Raw genomic sequence first — 19,685 nt, forward strand, 5'->3', positions numbered from 1 at the left:
ACTCATTCCCAGGAAAGAATATGGCTCGGTTTGAGCGAAGAACCTTGGTCGAACGCTTCCAGGACATGGTCCGGAGAGGCGAGCCCATCATCGGCGGCGGAGCCGGCACCGGAATTTCCGCAAAATGCGAAGAGGCGGGAGGGATCGATCTCATCATCGTCTATAATTCCGGGCGGTACCGCATGGCCGGACGCGCCTCCTCGGCGGGTCTGCTCGCCTATGGCAACGCGAACCAGATCGTCAAGGAAATGGCCGGCGAGATCCTCCCCGTCGTCCGGCACACGCCCGTCATCGCAGGCGTGAACGGGACCGACCCCTTCGCCATCATGCCGGTGCTCCTGAGGGAGCTCAAGGAAATGGGCTTCTCGGGCGTTCAGAACTTTCCCACCGTCGGGATCATCGACGGTACCTTTCGGGTCAGCCTGGAGGAGACCGGAATCCAGTTCGCATCGGAAATCGACATGATCCGCCAGGCTCACGAACTCGATCTCCTCACGACCCCTTATGTCTTCAGCGCCGACGAGGCTGTCGAGATGGCCAAGGCCGGTGCCGATCTGATCGTGCCGCACATGGGCGTCACGGTTGGAGGGACGATCGGAGCAACGACCTCGAAGACGCTTGAGCAATCCGTCGCACTGATCGACGAGTGGGCCGAGGCCGCTCGGAAGGTCCGCAAGGACGTCATCGTGATCGCGCATGGCGGCCCCATCGCGACTCCCGAGGATGTCGTCTATGTCCTCGAGAACAGCGAGCACTGCGACGGCTTCTACGGCGCCAGCAGCATGGAGCGCCTGCCGACCGAAATCGCCCTCACGGAGCACATTCGCACGTTCAAGAACCTTTCCATGGAAATTGGCCAGAGGGAGAAGGCTGCATGCCCCGCGTCTACGTGAGCGCAGTGATGGACGTCACGATCGATGAGGCGTGGAACGTGCTGCGCGATTTCAACGCCCTGCCGGTATACCATCGCTTCTTCAAGGACAGTCATATCGAGAACGATTGGCCGGCCGACAGGATCGGCTGTGTCCGAAACTTCAGGACGAAAGAGGGGGACGACTACATCCGCGAGCAGCTCCTGAGCCTGTCGGATCGCGAACACCTTTGCTGCTACACCATCATCGAGGCATCGATTCCCCTGTGGAACTACGTATCCGAGATGCGGCTTCGCCCGGTGACGGAAAGCCGGCAGACCTTTGGAGAATGGTGGGCTGAATTCGATACCCCGCCCGAGCAGGAGGAAGACCTCGTGGGACGGGTGACGGACACGTTCCGCTTTGCCTTCGAGGGCGCTGCGGAAGTGGCCAAAGCGAGGCGTCGCGGTGCTTCATGACGACCGTTCCGAGCAAAGGAAAGGCCTATATCGTCGGCACGTTCGATACGAAGGCTGAGGAACTCCGCTATGTCGGAGCCCTGCTGCGGGGTGCAGGGATCCCGACGGTCCTGGTGGATGTCGGGACCAAATCGTCCTCGGCGGATGCCGACGTCCCGGCCGAGACGGTCGCCTCTCATCATCCGGACGGGGTCGATGCCGTCTTTCGGGCAGGTGAGCGCGGCATTGCGGTCGATGCGATGAGAGATGCGCTTCAAGCCTTTATGCGGACTTGCACGGATGTCGGCGGGATCATCGGTCTCGGGGGGTCCGGCGGCACCGCCATCATCACGCCGACGATGCAGCGCCTCCCGATCGGCATGCCGAAGGTCATGGTGTCGACACTGGCATCGGGCGACATTTCGCGCTTCATCGGCGTCAGCGACATCATCATGATGTTCCCGGTCACCGATATCGCGGGACTGAACCGGGTGTCCCGCGTCGTCCTCGGCAATGCGGCCCATGCGCTCGCCGGAATGATGGTAAGGGACATTCCTGAGACCGGTGACGACAAACCGTCTATCGGGATCAGCATGTTCGGCGTGACCACGCCCTGCGTCCAGCAATTGACGGCCTCCCTCTCCGGCACCTTCGACTGTCAGGTGTTTCATGCCAACGGCCCGGGAGGGCGGGCGCTGGAGGCGCTCACGGCGTCCGGCCTGTTCCGGGGGGTCGTGGACGTCACGACCACCGAAGCTGCCGACTACCTCTTCGGAGGCGTATGCAGCGCCGGGCCGGACCGTTTCGAGGCCGTTGCTCGTGCGGACGTGCCGTGGGTCGGTTCGTGCGGCGCATTGGACATGGTCAATTTCTGGGCCATGGATACTGTCCCGGAACGCTATCGCGGACGCCTCCTCCACTCGCACAACGCCCATGTCACGCTGATGCGGACATCCGCGGACGAAATGGTAGCCATCGGCGAATGGCTGGCGGGGAAGCTGAACCGGTCCCGAGCTCCGGTGCGCCTCCTGATCCCGGAGGGGGGATTGTCCATGCTCGATGCCCCAGGGCAGCCATTCTTCGATCCCGCCGCGAATGAGGCGCTGTTCGCGAGTCTCGAGCGGAGTTTCCAGGCATCGGAGACGCACCGGATCGTTCGTGTCCCCCACCACATCAACGATCCGGCTTTCGTCGAGGAACTCGTCCAGCACGTTCATGACGTGATGGGTGACCGGCCTTCGTCGGGCTGACACGCATGGTTGCAGCGGGAGCCCGACGATCCGGCCGCAGCGACCTCGTGCCTGGCAATGATCATCCCGGATTGTATTGGCGGTTCGCTTCCGGATCCTCGGTGGAGAACGGGAGCGACGCCAGTTCCTCCCACATCGCGTCGGGGATCGGCCAGCACGCCCATTCGATGGTCTGCTCGACCCGCTCAGGCTTGCTGACCCCGCAGATGGTGGACGTGATCCGCTCGTCGCGCATCGAGAACTGCAAGGCGGCCGCGCCCGGGGGAACGCCGTGCCTGGCGCAGATGGCCTCGATCCGCCGGACAGGGTCCAGCACCTCTTCCGAGGCTTCCTGGTAGACGTAGCGTGGATAGGCGCTCGATCCTTTCGCAAGGACGCCGCCGGCGTAGGGGGCCGCGTTCAGGACCGCAATGCCCCTCGATCGGGCGAAGTCGATCATGGCGTCGGCATTGCGGTTGGTCAGGGTGAAGCGGTTATGGGTGATCAGCACGTCGAAATCCCAATCCCGCAGGAGCGGCATCATGATGTCGACGGAGCCTGCCGCAAGGCCGACGGCCTTCACCAGTCCCTCCTCCTTCATTCGGAACAGTTCCGGTAGAGCGCCCTTCGGGCCGCAAGTGCCTTCCAGGGAATCCGCGTGTTCCGGATCATGCAGATGCAGAATGTCGATGCGTTCGAGACCGAGCGCCTTCAGGCTCTCGTCGAGGGATCGCCTCGCCTGGGCGGCATCGAAGCGGTTCGTCTGCGGGTCGCGGTCCAGCTTGGTCGACACGACGGATCCCTGAGGGAGCCCGCCGCGCTGGCGGATGACGTCGCCAATCCGCTCTTCGCTGCGTCCCATCCCGTAGATGCGGGACGTATCCAGAAAGTTCGCCGGGCCGCGGAAGATGGCCGTGATCGTATCCCGCGCTCTTTCCTCGTCGACGCCATAGCCATAGGTGCCCGGCATGTCTCCCAGGGAGGAGGTGCCGAAGCAGATCTTCGAGACGGAAAGATTCGTGCGTCCCAGCAGGGTCGTCGGGATTGTCTCGGCAGGCATGCGAAGATTCCGTTCGTTGTGGACAGGCCGGTCCGGCCTATCCGTTGTATCCGAAGTAGCGCGGCAACCAGAGCACGACATCCGGCACGAAGATCATCAGCAGGAGAGCCGCGATCAGGATGCCGATGAAGGCCCAGATCTCGCGAATGATGTCGCGCAGGGAAATACCGGTCAGGCCGCTCATGACGAAGAGCAGAACGCCGTAGGGGGGCGTGATCATCCCGATCATGATGTTCACGACGATCACGATGCCGAAATGCACCAGATCGATGCCGAGCGCCCGGGCCGCCGGCAGGAACAGCGGTACGAGAACGAGGAGCATGGTCGTGGCGTCGAAGAGGCACCCGAGCAGAAGGAAGAGCAGATTGACCAGGAGAAGAAAGACGAGCGGCGATACGTCGAGATCCCCGAGAAGCCGGCCGATCTGCTCGGGAAGACGCTCCGAGGCGACGATGTAGTTGAGGATCAGGGCGCCCGCGATGAGAAGCGCCACCGCGCTGGTCGCCTTGCTGGAATCGACCAGGACGCTGAACGCCTCCTTCCACGAGAGCTCGCGGTAGAAGAACACCGCGAGAGCGAGGGCGTAGGCTGCCGCGATGGCGGCGGCTTCCGTGGGCGTGGTCGCTCCGCCATAGATGCAGGAGAGCAGGATGACTGGCATGAGGAGCGCCGGGAAGGCCCGATAGGTCGTGCGCGGCAATTCGCTGAGCGGAATGCCTTCCCCCCGGGGGAAGTTTCGCCTGCGGGCCACGAAGCCCACCAAGGCCATCTGGGACAGCCCCATGACGAGGCCGGGAATGATCCCGCCGAGAAATAGGTAGCCCACCGACGTGTCGGAGACCACCGCATAGATCACCATCGGGATCGATGGAGGGATGATGGGCCCGATGGTTGCCGAGGAGGCCGCCACCGAGACCGCGAATCCCGGCGGAATGCGCCCCTGCTTGATCATCATCTGGGTGACGAGCTTTCCAGGCCCGGCCGCATCCGCAATGGCCGATCCCGACATGCCCGAAAAGATGATGCTGACGAGAATGTCGACCTGCGCCAGACCGCCCCGGAAGCGCCCGACGAGGGCCTGACAGAACATGAAGAGCCGGTCGGACACCCCGCTCGCATTCATGATGTTGGCGGCGAGAATGAACAGCGGCACCGCGAGCAGCACGAAGGAATCGTAGAGGCCATTCAGGATCTGCTCCCCGAACAGCCCCACGTCCCGGCCCGTCACGATCAGATAGCCGATGGAGGCGACGAACATCGCGAATGCGACCGGCATTCCCAGAACGGCCAGACCGAAGAAGACGACGAGGGTGAGGATAAAGACCGTGCTCACGGCTCGATCTCCCCCTCGCGTCGGAGCTCATCTCCCCAGGAGCGCCCCAGAAGGCGCCGGACACGGACCACGGCACCGATGACCACCGCGACCGCGAACACGACGAAGATGGAGTAGAGGAGATCGAAGCGGATCCCGATGACCGGGCTCCTCTCGATTTCCATGAAGGAAACGTAGTCGAACGTTCCCGGAATGGCTGCAACGAATGCGATCCCGATCAGGATCGTTAGCGCAACCGCGAGCCAGCGCCTCCGCGCGGGAGGCAGCGACATGAAGACCATGTCGAAGGTGATGTGCTCCCGCTCGCGCAGCAGGAACGCCCCGCACCAGAAGATGATCCAGATATATGCGATCAGCACGAATTCCTGGGTCCACGCGACCGGGTCGTTGAGGACGTACCGGGTGAACACCTGGAGCAGGAACGCTGCGAACATGGCCACGAACAGGAGCACGGAGACCAGTTCGGCAAGGAAGCGGAGACGGGCGCGAACAGATTGCATCGAAGCTCCCGGGGTGAGCGCCGTGAAGAAGCGGCAGCCCAAGGCGGCGGCGCTCAAGAAAGCGCTCGATTGAGAAGCGTGGAATTCCGAGCGGATGCTTCGGCACAGACGGAGGCCGGCCGGAGCATCCGCTCGACAGGGGATGACCGGCTTACTTGATCGCGTTCACGCGATCGACCATGCCCTTCGGCCAGGACTTCGACAGATCGGATTCGAGGTAGGCCTTCTGCACCTGCTGACGGAAGGCTTCCACGTCGGGCTTGTAGACCTTCAATCCTTGCGACTTGAAGAAGTCGGCAAGCTGGGCCTCCTCCTTGATGCGGTTCTCGTTGTTGAAGCGCACGGCGGCCTTGGCGGCACCCATGACCGCGGCCTTCTGCTTGTCGTCGAGCTTGTCCCAGGTGGAGCCGGCCAGCGAGAGGAAGATCGCGTCCACCAGATGGTCGGTGAGGGCGATCTGCTTCGTGACCTCGTAGAACTTGGCCGCCCGGACCGTGGGGAGCGGGTTGTCCTGGCCGTCGATGGCGCCCGTCTGCAGCGCGGTGTAGATTTCGCCGAACGCGACCGGGAGCGGATTGGCTCCGAGCGCCTTGCCGAGAAAGAGCCAGGTATCCGACCCGGGCATGCGGAGCTTCACGCCCGCGAGATCGGCCGGCGTCTTGACTTCCTTCTCGGTCCTCAGGTTGAGCTGACGGGTGCCGAGATATCCCACGCTGAGGATCTTGATCCTCATCTTGTCCTCGACGAGGCCGTACATTTCCTTGCCGATGTCGCTCTCGAAGACCTTCGCCTGGTGCTCGGGATCCCGCAGCAGGTAACCGGCCGTGAAGATGGACCATTCCGGAATCTGCTTGGCGATGTCGAAGGCGGAGATCATCGCCATCTCGAGGTTGCCGCGCTGCATGGCCGCGGGCTCGGTGCCTTGCTTGAAGAGAGTTCCGTTCAGATGGATCTCGACGTCGAACTGGCCCGGAGCCGCCTTCTCCAGTTCCTCCTTGAACACAGGCAGCATCTTGGCGTGCCAGTCCGCCTCCACGGCGGGTGTCGAGATGCGAAGCTTGATGGGGTCGGCGGCCATGGCCGGCGTCAGGCCGGCGATGGCGGCGGCCGCGACCGTTCCCATGAACAGGCGCCGTGAAAGCGAAGCGAGCATTGGTGTCCTCCCGACGGTGATTGACTGTTTCAGAGCATTATCGAAGTCGCTCTTGTTTCCCATTCTGCACCCGTCATCGCGGACTTGTAAACATCTGACATGTGACTAACATGTCAGTTCTCATATCAGTGCTCCGAGGCTTTGCAGCCTTGGGCGAAACCGAGGACTCTCCCCGTGACCCTGCCCGCCGGCCGCTTCGGCCTCTCCGCTGCGATGACCACTCCCTTCCACGAGAGCGGAGCCCTCGACCTCCCGCGGCTGGCAGATCACGCCCGCTGGTGTCTTGCCAGCGGGTGCGCAAGCGTTACGGTGTTCGGCACGACCGGCGAAGGCGTCTCCGTGGGGACGTCGGGTCGCGAGCAGGTTCTGGGCGCGCTCGCTGCTGCCGGCATAGAGGGCGAGGGCGTGGTCTATTGCATTGCCGCTTCATCGATCCACGAGGCCGTGGTGCAGGGGCGCATGGCGGCGGAGTTCGGCTGCACAGGCCTTCTGCTGACACCGCCCTTCTACTTCAAGGGCGTCAGCGACGACGGCGTCTTCTCCTGGATTGCCGCAGTCCTGCAGAAGCTCGGGTCGGCCGCCCGCAACATCATTCTCTACAATATCCCCTCGGTCACCCAGGTTTCGCTCTCGGTTGAACTCATCGAGCGGATCAAGCGCGAATTCCCAGGCGCGATCGCGGGCGTGAAGGATTCGTCCGGGAACTGGGAGTACACGCAGCGGCTTCTCGCGGCCCACGGCGATCTCGCGATCCTGATCGGGGACGAGCGCTATCTCGCCGAAGGCGTGCGCCGCGGCGGCCAGGGCGCCATTTCGGGCCTGGCGAATATCTGCCCGGAGGCTCTTCGCCCCCTCGCCATGGACGGGCAAGACGATCAGCGAATCAACCGGCTCGTGGACGAAGTGCTGAAGTATCCGGTGGTGCCTGCGGTGAAGGCCCTCCTGGCCCGCCGGACGGGCGACAAGGCCTGGCTGAACGTGCGCGCTCCGCTGGTTCGCCTGCCGGCGGCGGATGTCGGACGGCTCGGCGGCTTCTACGACGATCTCTTCACGGACAAGGCAGCTTAGCGAGAAACCAGGATGGACGAAGCCACTGCAGGCCGGGACGGGCCAAACCTTCGGGAGAAGGCCTATGACCGCTTCACCCACCATCTCCTTGCCCGCGACATCCGTCCGGGCCAGTTCGTGTCCCAGCGCCAGCTCATGGAATTGACGGGGCTCTCCCTCGCCGCCATCCGTGAGCTGGTCCCCCGGCTCGAATCGGAAGGCCTCATCAGGACCGTGCCCCAGCGGGGCATGCAGATCGCCCATGTGGACCTGAACCTGATCCGGGACGCGTTCCAGTTCCGGCTCTTCATGGAACGGGAGGCCGTGGCGATCTTCACGGCAGAGGCGAGCGACGCGGCCCTTGCGCGCCTGCGGCAGGATCATGAGAGCATCGTTGCCGAAGCGGCAGTTCACGAGGAAAGCATCACGCCCGATCTCGTCGCCCGTGCTCAGGCGGTCGACTGGGACCTGCACTGGACGATCATCGCGTTCCTCGGCAACGCGATCATTGCCGATGCCTACCGGGTGAACTCGATCAAGGTGCGGCTCATCCGGCAGGAGCAGACCCTTCTGTCCGAGGCTCTCATCATGCCTGTGATGCGGGAGCACCTCGCCGTCATCGAGGCGATCGAGACCCGCGACCCTGCCAAAGCCGTTGCGGCCATCGACGCGCATATCAACAGCGCGAGGAGCCGGGCTCTCGGTCTGCGGTAAGCTGAGAAGGATGTGACCAGCCGACATCCGTCGGCCGTCTCTCGCAAGGAACTGCCGTCACAGATCCGCTTCGACGTCGTCGCGAAGCTTCTCCCGCTTGCGGCGGGATCGGATTTGCCGCGTCCCGACCTCGTGTCCTCTCAGGAGCAACTGGTCCCGGCGCCTGATCAGGTCGAACCGGCGGACCGCCCCGGCCAGGAGATCGTCGGAGCCATGCACCGCAATCACCTTCATCTCGAAGGCGACGAGGTCTTCCAGGCCGTCCGGAGCAGCGCCGCCCGGCAGCTCCCCGTTCCTTCGAAGCACCGGCTCGACAAGGCTCTGAAAGGATCCGATGTCGACGAACTCTCCCGCCTGCAGCGGTCCTTGACGGGTCGCGAGCTTCGTGTCCGAACGGCCCTCCTGCAGCTCGGTGACCGGGCAGCTCCAGCGCCCTTGGCTCGTCTCGACGGTGGCGATGAGACTCTCGATATAGATCGCCTCTGCGCTCATGTTGCTGATCAGACACCGGGCCTCGAGCCCGGACCCGGCGCCCCAGTTGACCAGGATGCTCGGCCTTTTCTGGCGGCGATAGCTGCTGACGAAAACCTGCAGATAGGCGATCCAGACGAACAGCATCGCGATGTTCGCCGCCACGCCGAGCACCTGATGATTACTCGCGATCCAGTCCCACATGCTCGTTTCCTCGTGGATGGCCTGTCCGGCCGTCAGCGGCAAGATTCCTCTGCTGCGGTCCGACGCGGCGCAAGGCCGGACTGATGTTCACGACCGGCCGATACGGCACAATGAAGGGGAAACTCCCGGCTCCGTCGCGAACCGCACTCATTGCGAGGGGGAATCGAGCTCATGCTCCGGAGCGCCATGAAGGAGTCGCGATTCCGGCGAGTGGACGAGCAGGAGATAGCGCTCGAACTGGACGAGGACGTCCGCGATGACCTGGTCGCGGCTCATGCCCATGATGTCGTAGCCGCGGCCGCCGCTGGAGAAGTAGGTCCGGGCCTCGTAGCGGTATTCAGGTTTGCCGGCGCCGAGCGGGGAGAAGACCGCTACGGGCTGGGCACTGCGGCTGACGCCGTAGACGAAGTCGCGAACACCTTCTGCGGGCGAGCGAAGGGCGATGGCGCCGCCATCCTCCTCGACCACGTTGGATGGGCGGCCACGCGAGGTCAGCTCCTTGGCGACCTGGTCGAGCGCCGGACGGACCTGCGAGTTGATGAACTCTTCCACCTCGGCCTCGGTCGGAGCGTGCAGGATGAGTGCCAGACGGCGCTGCCAGGTCAGACCTGCGGCAGGCTGGGCCGGAGGAGTGGACGGCCTGCCGGCATGGGCCTGCTGCTGGGCGAGGTCCGCCCGCATGCCGATCAGGAGCGACCAGACGAGGGCCAGCATGACGAGGGTGAAGGGCAGGGCGCTGGCCACGGTGGCCGATTGCAGGGCGCCGAGACCGCCGGCAAGGAGTAGGCTGGCCGCCACGATGCCCTCGAGGACGCACCAGAAGACGCGCTGGCCCGTGGTGGTCTGGGTTTCGCCGCCCGCGGCGATCGAGTCCACGACCAGGGAGCCGGAATCCGAGGACGTGATGAAGAAGATCGTGACCAGGAGCACTGCCAAGGTGGAGGTGAGGCCCGAGAACGGCAAGTACTCGAAGAACTTGAAGAGGCCGACCGATACGTCGTCGGCAACGGCCGCGCCCAGCGCACCGGCTGCCACGCCGGTATCCACGAAGATCGCGGTGTTGCCGAACACGGTCATCCAGAAGAAGGTGAAGCCTGCGGGGATGAACAGGACGGCGGTGACGAATTCGCGCACGGTGCGGCCGCGCGAGATGCGGGCGATGAACATGCCCACGAAGGGCGACCATGAAATCCACCAGGCCCAATAAAAGAGCGTCCAGGAATCGATCCAGGGTGTCGGCTCGTAGGCGTAGATGTTGAAGGTGCGAAGCAGCAGCGTGTCGAGATAGAGGCCCAGGTTCTGCACGAAGTCGCGAAAGAGCTGCGCCGTCGGCCCGACCACCAGGACGAACATCATCAGCAGGATCGCCACGACAAGGTTGGTTTCGGATAGGATGCGCACGCCCTTATCGAGGCCCGTGACGACCGAAACCGTGGCCAGGGCAGTGATGATCGCGATCAGAGGCAGCTGGACTTCGATGCCGACGGGAATTCCGAGAAGATAATGGAGGCCCGCATTGATCTGGGAGACTCCCACACCGAGAGAGGTCGCGATGCCGAACATGGTTCCGACAATGGCGAAGATGTCGACGACGTGACCGATCGGGCCGTTGATGCGCTCCTTGAGGAGCGGATAGAGGCCGGAGCGGATCGTGAGCGGCAGATTGTAGCGGTAGCCGAAATACGCCAGCGACAGGCCGACCACGGCATAGATGGCCCAGGCATGGATGCCCCAGTGGAAGAAGGTGATCGACATGGCTTCGCGCATCGCCGCGATCGAACGCGGTTCGGCCGTCGGCGGCGCCATGAAATGGGTCATGGGCTCGCCCACGGCATAGAACATGAGGCCGATGCCCATGCCAGCCGCGAAAAGCATGGCGATCCAGGAAGCGAACCTGAAGTCGGGCGTGGATTCGTCCGGGCCGAGCTTCAACCGGCCGTATCGGCCCAGGCACAGGAGCAGCACGGCAGCAAGAAAGATGCCGACGGCGAGGAGATAGAGCCAACCGAAACCTTTGAGGATGGCGGTCTGCAGGGCACTGAAGACCTCGCTGGCGCGGTCCGGAAAAACGACGCCGATGGAGAGGAAGACGCCGATGGCAGCGACGGCTCCGAAGAAGACCGGCGGATTGATGATGAAGCGTTTGAACATGCGGCCCCTTGGGATCCTCAGTCGTCAGCCGCGGCTTGCATTGGAGCGGAGAGCGTCACCTACCGGAACGCTCACGTTCCTGATCTGGGATTAGAAAACGCCGGAGGGAGAAGAGTTCCGTTTCAAAGCGCCGATGAGCCGTCTCGCGAACGGGGATGGCGCCGGAACATGCTCTCGTCTCACCTCCAGAAAAGGATCCGCAGATTTCCGCCCTCATCTGAGCATCGGCTCCAAGCTCGGCATGACGAGGGCCGGGACGGTCGCAGATCGGCTTCCGGGAGCCGGGGCGAATCCCGATCCTACACGGTCGCGACCGGGCTGGCCGGCGATCCGACGGCGCCAGGGAGCCTGAGCGGAGGGGCCGTCAGAAGGAAACTCCAGCGCCCGTTCTCCCGCAGCCAGCGCGCCAGTTCGGCGAAATACCACAGCTCACCGAGGTGGATGCCGAGCTTGAAGAGGCAGTGGTTGTGCAGGGGCAGTCCCGGATAGGTGTCGCCCGGACCGGGCTTGGCCGGATAGGCCTCCACGGCGAAGTTGTCGGCGCAGATCGCGACGAGGCCGGAATCCGTGATCCAGTCGAGCAGGCGCTCGTCGCGCCCGTCCAGCACGGCGCAGGACGACAGCAGCACGTCCCGGTCGGGCTTCTTGCCCATCTCCAGGATCAGGTCGGCGAAACCGGTATAGAGGCAGAGGAAGTCGCCGGGCTCCACCGAAACCTTCTGCTCCTCCAGGATCCGCATCAGCTCATCGTAGCCGACGATGCGGTGGTCGCGGCCGTGGCGGGCCTCCAGGTCGACCATGACGCCGCGTCCCTGCACGCCGCTCGTGGCGAGGTTCTCGATGCCGAGCGCCCTGGCGCCGTCCGGCTGGGGAGAATCGTCCGGCCCGACGATGTCGATGCCGCCGCGATAGCCGTTGTAATAGACCTTCTCGACCATGCCGTCGCCGTCGGCGTCGAAGAGCTGTCCCACGTGGCTCAGCGCATCCCATTGGGTGGAATACTGCGTGTAGAGCAGCACCGCATCGTCCGAGACGATGTCGGAGAAGCAGCCGCAGACGTTGCTGAGCCGGAAATTGTAGTTATGGCCCGGCCCGCGCCGCTCGTGCAGGAAGCGCGGCTCCTTGCGGTACTCGAAGAGGGCGTTGCCGCCCGGATAGTCGAGGGGAAGGCTCAAGGTGAAGGTCTGGCCATGCGTCACCTCCCGGATGGCGCGAAGGCGGCGCTCGGGCGTCAGGAGGTTCATGCGGCCGATCTGGTCGTCCTCGCCGAACTCGCCCCAGTTGGACCCTTCCGGCTTCCGGACCCAGCGCTTCCCGGTCATGTCATCCTCCCTGCTGTCGTGCTGTGATCGTTTGAGGAGCGCTCGGCCGCCCGACCGCCGCCCGTCGGCGGCAGGATCCGCTTGGCGGCGAGGCTGCGAAACAGGTCGCGGAACATGTCTTCCGTATCGATACAGTCGGCGAAGCCCGCCTGCCGGAGCTTGATGGTGCTCACGAGAGCCGGCGGCGGCCTGTGCTTCGCGCCATAGGCGAAGGTGAAGTCGGCATAGTGGTGCGACTCGCCGAGGACCTCCTTGAGCGAAAGCGGCTTCAGGCCGTGCCTGGCGACGATCCGGTCCCAGACCGCCGCCTTGGACGGCAGGAACTCGCCCATCGACAAGGGCCGGTCCGGTCCCGGCTCGACGCCGAGCGCGTCCGCGATGGCGGGCCAGACGTTCTGCCAGACGAAGACGTCGCCGTTCGTGATGTTGAAGGTCTCGTTGCGGGCGCTCGGCGCCTCCGTCGCCCAGGCGAGCGCCTTCGCCATGAGGCGCGCATCGATCGCCTCGAGCACGTAGGCGGGCCCTCCCGGGAACGAGAAGGGCATTCCCTCCTCCCGGCAGATGGCCGCATAGGCCCCGATCACGGGCGTGAGGTTCATCGCCACGCCGGCGACGTCGCCGAAGACCACCTGCGGGCGGAAGATCGTCATGCCGAAGCCGTGCCGTGCGGCGGCCTCCCGCACATAGTCCTCCTGCAGCCAGTAAAAGTTATCGTGCGGATCGCGGTGCCAGCGCTCGCGCGCCGGCACCGCGATGCGGTGGATGTGGATGCCGTAGGCCTTCGTCCCCTGCAGAAGGCTCACGTGCCGGAGGCCTCCCGATTTCTCGGCGAGCGGATCGAGCAGGTTGCGCAGCATCGCCAGGTTGATGGCCATCTGCTCGGGATCGCGCCAGCCTTCGACGAGACCCGGCTTCTCGTAGAGTGCCGCGTAGACGAGATGGGTGATCTCGGGCAGCGAACGAACCATCTCGCGGCAGGCCTCCGCATCGCGAAGGTCGACCGAAACGTGCCGGTACGGGCGATCCGGCGCGATGTCGGGCCTGCGCCGGGAAAGGGCCAGCGTGGTCCAACCGTCGAGGCCCGTGAAATGCTCCACGGCCGCATGGCCGATCACGCCCGTCGCGCCAGCGATCAGAACCGTTTTCGCCGCCACGTCCGCCTCACCTGCGCTGATCGAAGCGCCGGCCGACGAGCTCGGCCGCGATGTTGACCTTCTGGATGTCGATGGCGCCGCCCGCGATGCCCCAGCCGAAGGAGTCGCGCAGCCGCCGCTCCATGCCGTATTCCCGGGCATAGCCGTAGCCGCCCATGAGCTGGAGCGCGGTCGCGGTGACCTCGCGGGTGATCTCGTTGGCGTAGCACTTGGCGATGGAGGCCTCGCGGACGTTCGGCAGGTCCTTGCCGGCATTCGCGGCGGCACGGTGGATGAGCAGGCGGGACGCCTCCACCTTCATGGCCATCTCGGCGAGGCGGATCTGCACGGCCTGGAAGTCGACGATCGGCTTGCCGAACTGCTTGCGCTCCTGGATATAGGCCGTCACGTGCTCGAGCGCGCCGGCCGCGACGCCCAACGCCATGGTGGCGTTGCCGAGGCGCTCGATGTTGAACAATCCCATGAGGCTGGGGAAGCCGCCGGGGCCGACGAGGAGGTGATCCCTCGGAACGCGCACGTCCTCGAAATGCATGTCGGCCGAGGGTACGCCGCGGAAGCCCATGAGTTCCTCCTGCGGACCGAAGCTGAGGCCCGGCGTGTCGCGGTCCACGAAAACGGCGCCGATGCCCTTGGCGCCGGGCGTGCCGTCGAAGCGGCAGAAGACCACGTAGCCTTCCGAGTGTCCGGCGCCCGAACACCAGCGCTTCGCCCCGTCGATCACGATGGTGTCGCCCTCGATGCGGGCGCGGGTGCGCAGGTCCGTGAGCGCGGTGCCCGCGTCGGGCTCCGACATGGAGATCGCCACCAGCATCTCGCCCGCGACGACCTTCGGCACCACGCGCTCGCGCAAGGAGGGCTGGCCGAGCCGCTCGACGATCCGCACCGGTCCGGCGCAGCACTCGAAGACGGGGAAGGCGACGCCGACGGAGACCTTGGCGAACTCCTCCATGACCAGGAAGGCGTCGAGATGGGACAGCCCCAGGCCGCCCAGGTCCGGATCGGCATTGATGCCGAGGAAGCCCATGTCGGCATAGCGCCTCAGCCAGTCGTGCGGGACCGGATGGGAGGTTTCCTCGATCTCGGCGGCGAGCCTCGGCAGCTCGTTCTGGGCGAAGCGGCGGGCGCTCTCCTGCAGGGCGCGCTGCTCGTCGGTGAGCGTGAAATCCATGACTCAAGTCTCCTCAGGCCGCGTATTCGAACCGGCCGTTGTTGAACACCACCGCGTCACGGGCGGCGACGCGGGCCCGGAAGGCGGCCCGGCCCGGCTCCTCGCGCCAGATGTCGATCGTGATCGTTTCGCCCGGAAAGACCGGCGCGGAGAAGCGTCCCTCGATGGCCAGGAAGCGCTCCGGCTCGTAGTCGCACAGCGCCGCCATCAGCCCGTGCCCGGCGACGCCGTAGGTGGCGAGCCCGTGGAGGATCGGCCGGTCGTATCCCGCCTTGCGGGCGATGGCCGGATTGGCGTGCAGGGGGTTCAGGTCGCCCGAGAGCCGGTAGATCAGCGCCATCTGCGGATGGGTGGGCATGTCGATGCTGGCATCGGGCGACCGGTCCGGAACGGGATGGGGCGTGCGCAGTGCCTCGCTCTTGCCCCCGAAACCGCCGTCGCCGCGGCAGAACACCGTCTGCAGCAGCGTCGCGAGCTTCTCGCCGGTCGCCGCATCGGTGACGATGCGCTCCGCATAGACCAGGGCGCCTTTTCCAGGCCCCTTGTCGACGAGGTCCACGATGCGGGTCCGACCGACCACCTCGCCCTGGGCGGGCAGGGGGCGATGCAGGCGCATGGCGTGCTCGCCATGCACCACCTTGACCCAGTCGATCCCCGTATCGAGGTCGCGCATCCAGAAGCCCGGATAGGCGAGCACGTTCGCCATGGTCGGCACAGCCTTCAGCCTGGTCTCGTCCACGAAGCGCAGCTGCCGCTCGTCCGTTGGATCCTGCCCGAAGCCGGTGCCGAGGGCATAGACGATGCTGTCGCGCCAGCCGTAGGTTTGGCGGATCTCCGGAAATCGGAGGGCGAGGAGCTTGTCCGGATCGATGGCCATGACTCAGACCGGATCCCAGGAGAACACGTCGGCGGAGCGTTCGAGCGGCGTCAGCGAGGGGCCGAAGGCGCCGGGAAGCTGCTCCGCCAGCGCCTCCGGCGTCCAGCCGTCGCCGCGATGAAGCGAGCGCACCGGGCGCGGCTGGCTCATCAGGAACACCTCGTTGTTGCGCACCGCGAAGACCTGGCCCGAGATGTCCTTGGCCGCGTCCGATCCGAGGAAGGCGACCATCGGGGCGATCTTGTCCGGCGTCATCTGCTTCAGCTTGGCGACGCGGACCTTGTCGGCCTCGGTCTCGGTCGGGATGGAGCTGACCATGCGGCTCCATGCGAAGGGCGCAATGCAGTTGGAGCGCACGTTGAACCGCTGCAGGTCCATGGCGATGGCGCGTGACAGGCCGACGATGCCGAGCTTGGCGGCCATGTAGTTCGCCTGGCCGAAATTGCCGATGAGACCGGCGGTCGAGGTCATATGAACATAGGCGCCGGATTGCTGCTGACGGAAATGCGGCGCGGCCGCACGGCTGACGTTGAAGCTGCCGTGCAGATGGACGTCGATGACCGCGCGCCATTCCTCGGGCGACATGCGGTGGAAGATTGCGTCGCGCAGGATGCCGGCATTGTTGACGACGATGTCGATGCGGCCGAACTCGTCGAGGGCTGTCTGGACGATGCGTTCCGCGCCGGCCCATTCGGCGACGGAATCGCGGCTGGCGGCCGCCTGTCCGCCCGCCTCGCGGATGGCGGCGGCGGCCTGCTCGGCGGCGGAGGCGTTCTCCGTCTCGCCGGTCAGGCTCACGCCCACGTCGTTGATGACGACGCTCGCCCCCGCCTTGGCCAGACCTTCCGCGATGGCGCGCCCGACACCCTGGCCGGCGCCGGTGACGATGGCGACCTTGCCCTCCAGCATTCCTGGCATCCCGTTTCTCCCTCTATCTCAAATCGTTGCCGCCGTGCCGAGGATCGCCGTCGCCTGGCTCGACAGGACGCCGCCATTGGCGTGGGCGAGGGCGATCTCCGCCCCCTCCACCTGGCGTTCGCCGCAGGTGCCGCGCAGCTGCTCCACCGCCTCGATGATCGTGAACAGGCCGTACATTCCCGGATGATTGCAGGAGAGGCCGCCGCCATTCGTGTTCACCGGCAGGGTGCCGCCGGGCGCGATGGCGCCGCTCGACACGAAGGCGCCGCCTTCTCCCTTCGGGCAGAAGCCGAGGTCCTCCAGGAACAGCAGCGTCGTGATGGTGAAGGCGTCGTAGACCATGACGTGGTCGATGTCGGATGGGCCGACCCCGGCCATTTCGTAGGCGTGGCGGCTCGATTCCACGGCTGCGGTCGTGGTCAGGTCCGGCATGGCGGAGATCTGGCGGTGGCCGATTGCGACGCCGGTTCCCAGGACGTGGACGGGGGGCTTCGCCAGGTCGCGAGCGCGGTCGGCGCGGGTCAGCACCAGAGCCGCGCCGCCATCGGTGACGAGGCAGCAATCCGCCCGCGCGATGGGATCGCTTACCATGCGCGACGACAGAATCTCGTCGCGGGTCAGAGGGCCGCGCGCGAAGGCGTCCGGGTTGAGGTTCGCCCAGGCCCGCGCCGCCAGGGCGACGTCGGCGAGATTTTCTCGCGTCGTGCCGTATTCGTGCATGTGCCGCGCGGCTGCGAGCGCATAGCTCGAGATGGGATAGCGAGGCTTGTAGGGCGTTTCGTAATGCTGCGGGTCCGGCATGGAGGCAAGGCGCCCTCCGGCGCTGAGCTGGTTCGAGCCGTAGCAGATCAGCGCGACCTCGCAGAGGCCTGTTTCGAGGGCCGAGACAGCGTTCTGCAGGTGGAACAGGAAGGAGGCGCCGCCGACCATGGTGCCGTCCGCATGACGGACATTGATGCCCAGTCGCTCGGCCGCGTTGAGGACCGGCAATCCGGACGAGGAGATGGCGCAGAAGAGCCCGTCCACATCCTTGAGGGCAAGGCCGCAATCCTCGAGCGCCAGGATGGCGGCTTCCTGAAGCTGGTCGAACGGCAGGCGTCCGGGCGCGTTCCAGCGCTTGGTGTTGCCGATGCCGGCGATCGCCGCGCGGCCCCGAAGCGGATGGCTCATGCGGCGCCTCCCTCGGCAGGATCGAAGACGACGAAGGGTTCCGGTTCGGGAACGATGCGGGCCACGACCTCCATGCCGATCCTGACGGCGCCGGAATCGACGTTCTCCACCCGGCTCATCATGCGGGCGCCTTCCGCAAGATCGATCAGGGAGACGTTGTAGCCGCCCTCGCGCTCGCGCACGGTGGTGGACGCATGGACCACGCCACGACCCGAGGCCTCCCGCCATTCGAGATCGGGCGAGCCGCAGGCGCCGCAGACCATGGCGGGCGGGAAGCGCGTCGCCTCGCAGTCGCGGCAGTGCTGCAGGAGCAGGCGTCCTTCCGCGAGGGCTGTCCGCCAGACCTCATCGGGGCCCGGGCCGTCGAAGCGAGGATCGGTGCTCATCGGGCGCTATCATCCTGTGCGTGCGTGAACCAGAAGTCGAATGAGAGGGCCTCCTTGAGGGGCAATTCGGATGCGGCCTTGAGGCTGCGCTTGAGACGGCGCCCGAGCCCGTTCTCCGCAAATCTTGCGATCATCTCTTCGAGGACGAGAGCAGGGTCGGCCGCTCGGGTCGCAAACCCGCTGTCCGACAGGAGCATCAATGGATCGACGGACGGAGCGAAGGCCATCCGGTGCGCCAGAAGCGGACCGCAGCGGTTCCGGGCCAGGGCCATCGCGCCGGATGCACGACGCCAGTTCCCGACGACACGTGCATGCGGTCCCAGAATCGCATGATCCGCCGCCAGCATCAGCCCGAAACCCTGCGGCCCGATGGGGCCGGAAATCAGGGTGACGACCGGAACGGTCGCGTCGATGAGGAGGTTGACCGTGTCCGCGTGGGCTCTTGCGTCGGCGACGTCGCCTTCGAACGATCCGGAGATGACAAGGGCGGGAGACCGGCCGGCTTCGCGCAGGGCGCGTCTGATGCGTCCCTGGCGCTCCGCACCGGTTTCGCCCGCCGACAGTTCGAGCCGCTGCAGCATGCCTGATCCTAGGAGTTCACCCGTCATGTCAGCCTAGCGCCCCTGAAATTGCGGCCGACGCTTCTCGAGGAAGGCGTTCGTGCCCTCCTGCGCGTCCTGCGTGCCGAGAAGCCCGGCCATCAGCGTGAGCTCGTGCGCCAGGGCGGCCTGGAGGCTCATGACGCCGGCGGCACGCATCGCCGCCTTCGCGGCGCGGCTCGCGAGCGGGGCCTTGGCGGCAATGGCGAGAGCCTTCTCGGTGGCTGCGTCGACGACATTCTCGGCTGGCACCACCGCATCGACGAGACCGATGCGGCGGGCCGCCCATGCGTCGACGAACTGTCCGAGAAGCGCGGCCTCCGCCTGCGGTCCCGCTCCGGCCCGCTGCCGCCAGAGCTGCGTGCCGCCGGCGCCGGGAATGATCCCGAGATTGATCTCGGGCTGCCCGAATACAGCGTTGTCGCCGGCGACGACGAGATCGCAGGACAGCGCCACCTCGCAGCCGCCGCCGAGACAGAAACCCGCCACGGCGGCCACGATGGGCTTGTCGAAACGGGCGATGCTCTCGAAGGCGCGCCGGTTCGGCGACGAGAGGTAACTTGCGGGCGAATGGCCGGACAGGACGTCGATATCGGCTCCGGCGGAAAAATTCACCGGGCCGCCGGTGAGGACGGCCGCGAATATTTCGTCGTCACGGTCGGCGGCTTCGAGCTCCGCGGCGATGCGGGTGAGGATCGCCGGGTTGAGCGCGTTGCGCGCCTCGGGGCGATCGATCGTGACGATCAGAACGGCGCCGGTCCGCTCCGTCCTCACGAAAGAATGATCGCGCGGTGACATGGCTCCTCCTGGATGATGGATGGAGGTTACATACTCATCGGTATGTCGGCAAGAGGGCTGAAGTCTATTGTGCGGTGCGGCAAAAAATAGCCAAAAATAGCTATCCGCCAGAAGCGTCGTCC

20 protein-coding genes are annotated in these 19,685 nt (G+C 65.6%); 5 read left to right on the forward strand and 15 right to left on the reverse strand.

Annotation, left to right across the window (positions count from 1 at the left end):
- Positions 1-20 precede the first annotated feature (20 nt).
- The 3 genes from ACFOYU_RS01025 to ACFOYU_RS01035 are packed head-to-tail and all read left to right on the forward strand — an operon-like array spanning position 21 to position 2,559.
- Entirely contained in the window at positions 21-893 is an 873-nt protein-coding gene (locus ACFOYU_RS01025; protein WP_377032124.1) for a phosphoenolpyruvate hydrolase family protein, read from the forward strand.
- Complete coding sequence (locus ACFOYU_RS01030) at positions 875-1,330, forward strand: SRPBCC family protein (RefSeq protein ID WP_377032125.1); 456 nt, start codon at positions 875-877, stop codon at positions 1,328-1,330. Before ACFOYU_RS01025 ends, ACFOYU_RS01030 begins: the two co-directional genes overlap by 19 nt.
- On the forward strand, positions 1,327-2,559 hold the full coding sequence (locus ACFOYU_RS01035; protein WP_226738145.1) for a Tm-1-like ATP-binding domain-containing protein: 1,233 nt from the start codon (positions 1,327-1,329) through the stop codon (positions 2,557-2,559). Before ACFOYU_RS01030 ends, ACFOYU_RS01035 begins: the two co-directional genes overlap by 4 nt.
- Before the next feature lie 61 nt (positions 2,560-2,620).
- Here the strand turns inward: ACFOYU_RS01035 and ACFOYU_RS01040 are convergent, their stop codons facing one another.
- From ACFOYU_RS01040 to ACFOYU_RS01055, 4 genes are all read right to left on the reverse strand, one after another.
- Positions 2,621-3,598 (reverse strand): aldo/keto reductase, encoded by a 978-nt coding sequence (locus ACFOYU_RS01040; protein WP_377032126.1) that lies wholly within the window; start codon positions 3,596-3,598, stop codon positions 2,621-2,623.
- Positions 3,599-3,635: 37 nt separating this feature from the next.
- Positions 3,636-4,931 (reverse strand): TRAP transporter large permease, encoded by a 1,296-nt coding sequence (locus tag ACFOYU_RS01045; protein WP_226738140.1) that lies wholly within the window; start codon positions 4,929-4,931, stop codon positions 3,636-3,638.
- The gene (locus tag ACFOYU_RS01050) at positions 4,928-5,431 is read right to left on the reverse strand and encodes a TRAP transporter small permease (protein WP_226738138.1); all 504 of its coding nucleotides are present in this window, start codon (positions 5,429-5,431) and stop codon (positions 4,928-4,930) included. Before ACFOYU_RS01050 ends, ACFOYU_RS01045 begins: the two co-directional genes overlap by 4 nt.
- 151 nt (positions 5,432-5,582) lie before the next feature.
- Complete coding sequence (locus tag ACFOYU_RS01055) at positions 5,583-6,584, reverse strand: sialic acid TRAP transporter substrate-binding protein SiaP (RefSeq protein ID WP_226738136.1); 1,002 nt, start codon at positions 6,582-6,584, stop codon at positions 5,583-5,585.
- 174 nt (positions 6,585-6,758) lie between these two features.
- Between ACFOYU_RS01055 and ACFOYU_RS01060 the strand changes: the two genes are divergently transcribed.
- Both ACFOYU_RS01060 and ACFOYU_RS01065 read left to right on the forward strand, forming a co-directional pair.
- Positions 6,759-7,652, forward strand: a complete 894-nt coding sequence (locus tag ACFOYU_RS01060; protein WP_377032127.1) for a dihydrodipicolinate synthase family protein — start codon at positions 6,759-6,761, stop codon at positions 7,650-7,652.
- A gap of 12 nt (positions 7,653-7,664) precedes the next feature.
- Complete coding sequence (locus tag ACFOYU_RS01065) at positions 7,665-8,345, forward strand: GntR family transcriptional regulator (RefSeq protein ID WP_377032128.1); 681 nt, start codon at positions 7,665-7,667, stop codon at positions 8,343-8,345.
- Between the two features lie 57 nt (positions 8,346-8,402).
- On the opposite strand, the gene ACFOYU_RS01070 is transcribed toward ACFOYU_RS01065, so the two are convergent.
- From ACFOYU_RS01070 to ACFOYU_RS01120, 11 genes are all read right to left on the reverse strand, one after another.
- A complete protein-coding gene (locus tag ACFOYU_RS01070) occupies positions 8,403-9,062 on the reverse strand; it encodes a hypothetical protein (protein ID WP_377032129.1) in 660 nt (219 codons plus the stop codon).
- Between the two features lie 105 nt (positions 9,063-9,167).
- The gene (locus ACFOYU_RS01075) at positions 9,168-11,171 is read right to left on the reverse strand and encodes a BCCT family transporter (RefSeq protein WP_226738130.1); all 2,004 of its coding nucleotides are present in this window, start codon (positions 11,169-11,171) and stop codon (positions 9,168-9,170) included.
- Between the two features lie 299 nt (positions 11,172-11,470).
- Positions 11,471-12,493: a cyclase family protein gene (locus ACFOYU_RS01080; RefSeq protein WP_226738128.1), complete on the reverse strand. Its 1,023-nt coding sequence runs from the start codon at positions 12,491-12,493 to the stop codon at positions 11,471-11,473.
- On the reverse strand, positions 12,490-13,647 hold the full coding sequence (locus ACFOYU_RS01085) for an SDR family oxidoreductase (protein ID WP_226738126.1): 1,158 nt from the start codon (positions 13,645-13,647) through the stop codon (positions 12,490-12,492). The genes ACFOYU_RS01080 and ACFOYU_RS01085 overlap by 4 nt, the downstream gene beginning before the upstream one ends.
- Before the next feature lie 7 nt (positions 13,648-13,654).
- Entirely contained in the window at positions 13,655-14,815 is a 1,161-nt protein-coding gene (locus ACFOYU_RS01090; RefSeq protein WP_377032130.1) for an acyl-CoA dehydrogenase family protein, read from the reverse strand.
- A 13-nt stretch (positions 14,816-14,828) separates the two neighbouring features.
- A complete protein-coding gene (locus tag ACFOYU_RS01095) occupies positions 14,829-15,692 on the reverse strand; it encodes a MaoC/PaaZ C-terminal domain-containing protein (RefSeq protein ID WP_377032131.1) in 864 nt (287 codons plus the stop codon).
- Positions 15,693-15,695: 3 nt separating this feature from the next.
- The gene (locus tag ACFOYU_RS01100; RefSeq protein ID WP_226738120.1) at positions 15,696-16,610 is read right to left on the reverse strand and encodes an SDR family NAD(P)-dependent oxidoreductase; all 915 of its coding nucleotides are present in this window, start codon (positions 16,608-16,610) and stop codon (positions 15,696-15,698) included.
- An 18-nt stretch (positions 16,611-16,628) separates the two neighbouring features.
- Positions 16,629-17,780: a thiolase gene (locus ACFOYU_RS01105; protein WP_377032132.1), complete on the reverse strand. Its 1,152-nt coding sequence runs from the start codon at positions 17,778-17,780 to the stop codon at positions 16,629-16,631.
- Positions 17,777-18,166, reverse strand: coding sequence for a Zn-ribbon domain-containing OB-fold protein (locus ACFOYU_RS01110; RefSeq protein WP_226738116.1), 390 nt, complete (start codon positions 18,164-18,166; stop codon positions 17,777-17,779). Before ACFOYU_RS01110 ends, ACFOYU_RS01105 begins: the two co-directional genes overlap by 4 nt.
- On the reverse strand, positions 18,163-18,747 hold the full coding sequence (locus tag ACFOYU_RS01115; protein WP_377032133.1) for a hypothetical protein: 585 nt from the start codon (positions 18,745-18,747) through the stop codon (positions 18,163-18,165). Before ACFOYU_RS01115 ends, ACFOYU_RS01110 begins: the two co-directional genes overlap by 4 nt.
- Positions 18,748-18,780: 33 nt before the next feature.
- Positions 18,781-19,563, reverse strand: coding sequence for an enoyl-CoA hydratase/isomerase family protein (locus ACFOYU_RS01120; protein ID WP_226738112.1), 783 nt, complete (start codon positions 19,561-19,563; stop codon positions 18,781-18,783).
- Positions 19,564-19,685: the final 122 nt, after the last annotated feature.

The sequence above is a fragment of the Microvirga sp. GCM10011540 genome (assembly GCF_042650665.1).
Lineage (GTDB): Bacteria > Pseudomonadota > Alphaproteobacteria > Rhizobiales > Beijerinckiaceae > Microvirga > Microvirga lenta.

Coding starts and splice junctions, on each gene's coding strand:
- ACFOYU_RS01065 (WP_377032128.1), top strand. CDS start 7,665: ATGGACGAAGCCACTGCAGGCCGGGACGGGCCAAACCTTCGGGAGAAG.
- ACFOYU_RS01100 (WP_226738120.1), bottom strand. CDS start 16,610: ATGCCAGGAATGCTGGAGGGCAAGGTCGCCATCGTCACCGGCGCCGGC.
- ACFOYU_RS01105 (WP_377032132.1), bottom strand. CDS start 17,780: ATGAGCCATCCGCTTCGGGGCCGCGCGGCGATCGCCGGCATCGGCAAC.
- ACFOYU_RS01120 (WP_226738112.1), bottom strand. CDS start 19,563: ATGTCACCGCGCGATCATTCTTTCGTGAGGACGGAGCGGACCGGCGCC.
- ACFOYU_RS01080 (WP_226738128.1), bottom strand. CDS start 12,493: ATGACCGGGAAGCGCTGGGTCCGGAAGCCGGAAGGGTCCAACTGGGGC.
- ACFOYU_RS01110 (WP_226738116.1), bottom strand. CDS start 18,166: ATGAGCACCGATCCTCGCTTCGACGGCCCGGGCCCCGATGAGGTCTGG.
- ACFOYU_RS01035 (WP_226738145.1), top strand. CDS start 1,327: ATGACGACCGTTCCGAGCAAAGGAAAGGCCTATATCGTCGGCACGTTC.
- ACFOYU_RS01075 (WP_226738130.1), bottom strand. CDS start 11,171: ATGTTCAAACGCTTCATCATCAATCCGCCGGTCTTCTTCGGAGCCGTC.
- ACFOYU_RS01090 (WP_377032130.1), bottom strand. CDS start 14,815: ATGGATTTCACGCTCACCGACGAGCAGCGCGCCCTGCAGGAGAGCGCC.
- ACFOYU_RS01030 (WP_377032125.1), top strand. CDS start 875: ATGCCCCGCGTCTACGTGAGCGCAGTGATGGACGTCACGATCGATGAG.
- ACFOYU_RS01040 (WP_377032126.1), bottom strand. CDS start 3,598: ATGCCTGCCGAGACAATCCCGACGACCCTGCTGGGACGCACGAATCTT.
- ACFOYU_RS01025 (WP_377032124.1), top strand. CDS start 21: ATGGCTCGGTTTGAGCGAAGAACCTTGGTCGAACGCTTCCAGGACATG.
- ACFOYU_RS01050 (WP_226738138.1), bottom strand. CDS start 5,431: ATGCAATCTGTTCGCGCCCGTCTCCGCTTCCTTGCCGAACTGGTCTCC.
- ACFOYU_RS01115 (WP_377032133.1), bottom strand. CDS start 18,747: ATGCTGCAGCGGCTCGAACTGTCGGCGGGCGAAACCGGTGCGGAGCGC.
- ACFOYU_RS01095 (WP_377032131.1), bottom strand. CDS start 15,692: ATGGCCATCGATCCGGACAAGCTCCTCGCCCTCCGATTTCCGGAGATC.
- ACFOYU_RS01055 (WP_226738136.1), bottom strand. CDS start 6,584: ATGCTCGCTTCGCTTTCACGGCGCCTGTTCATGGGAACGGTCGCGGCC.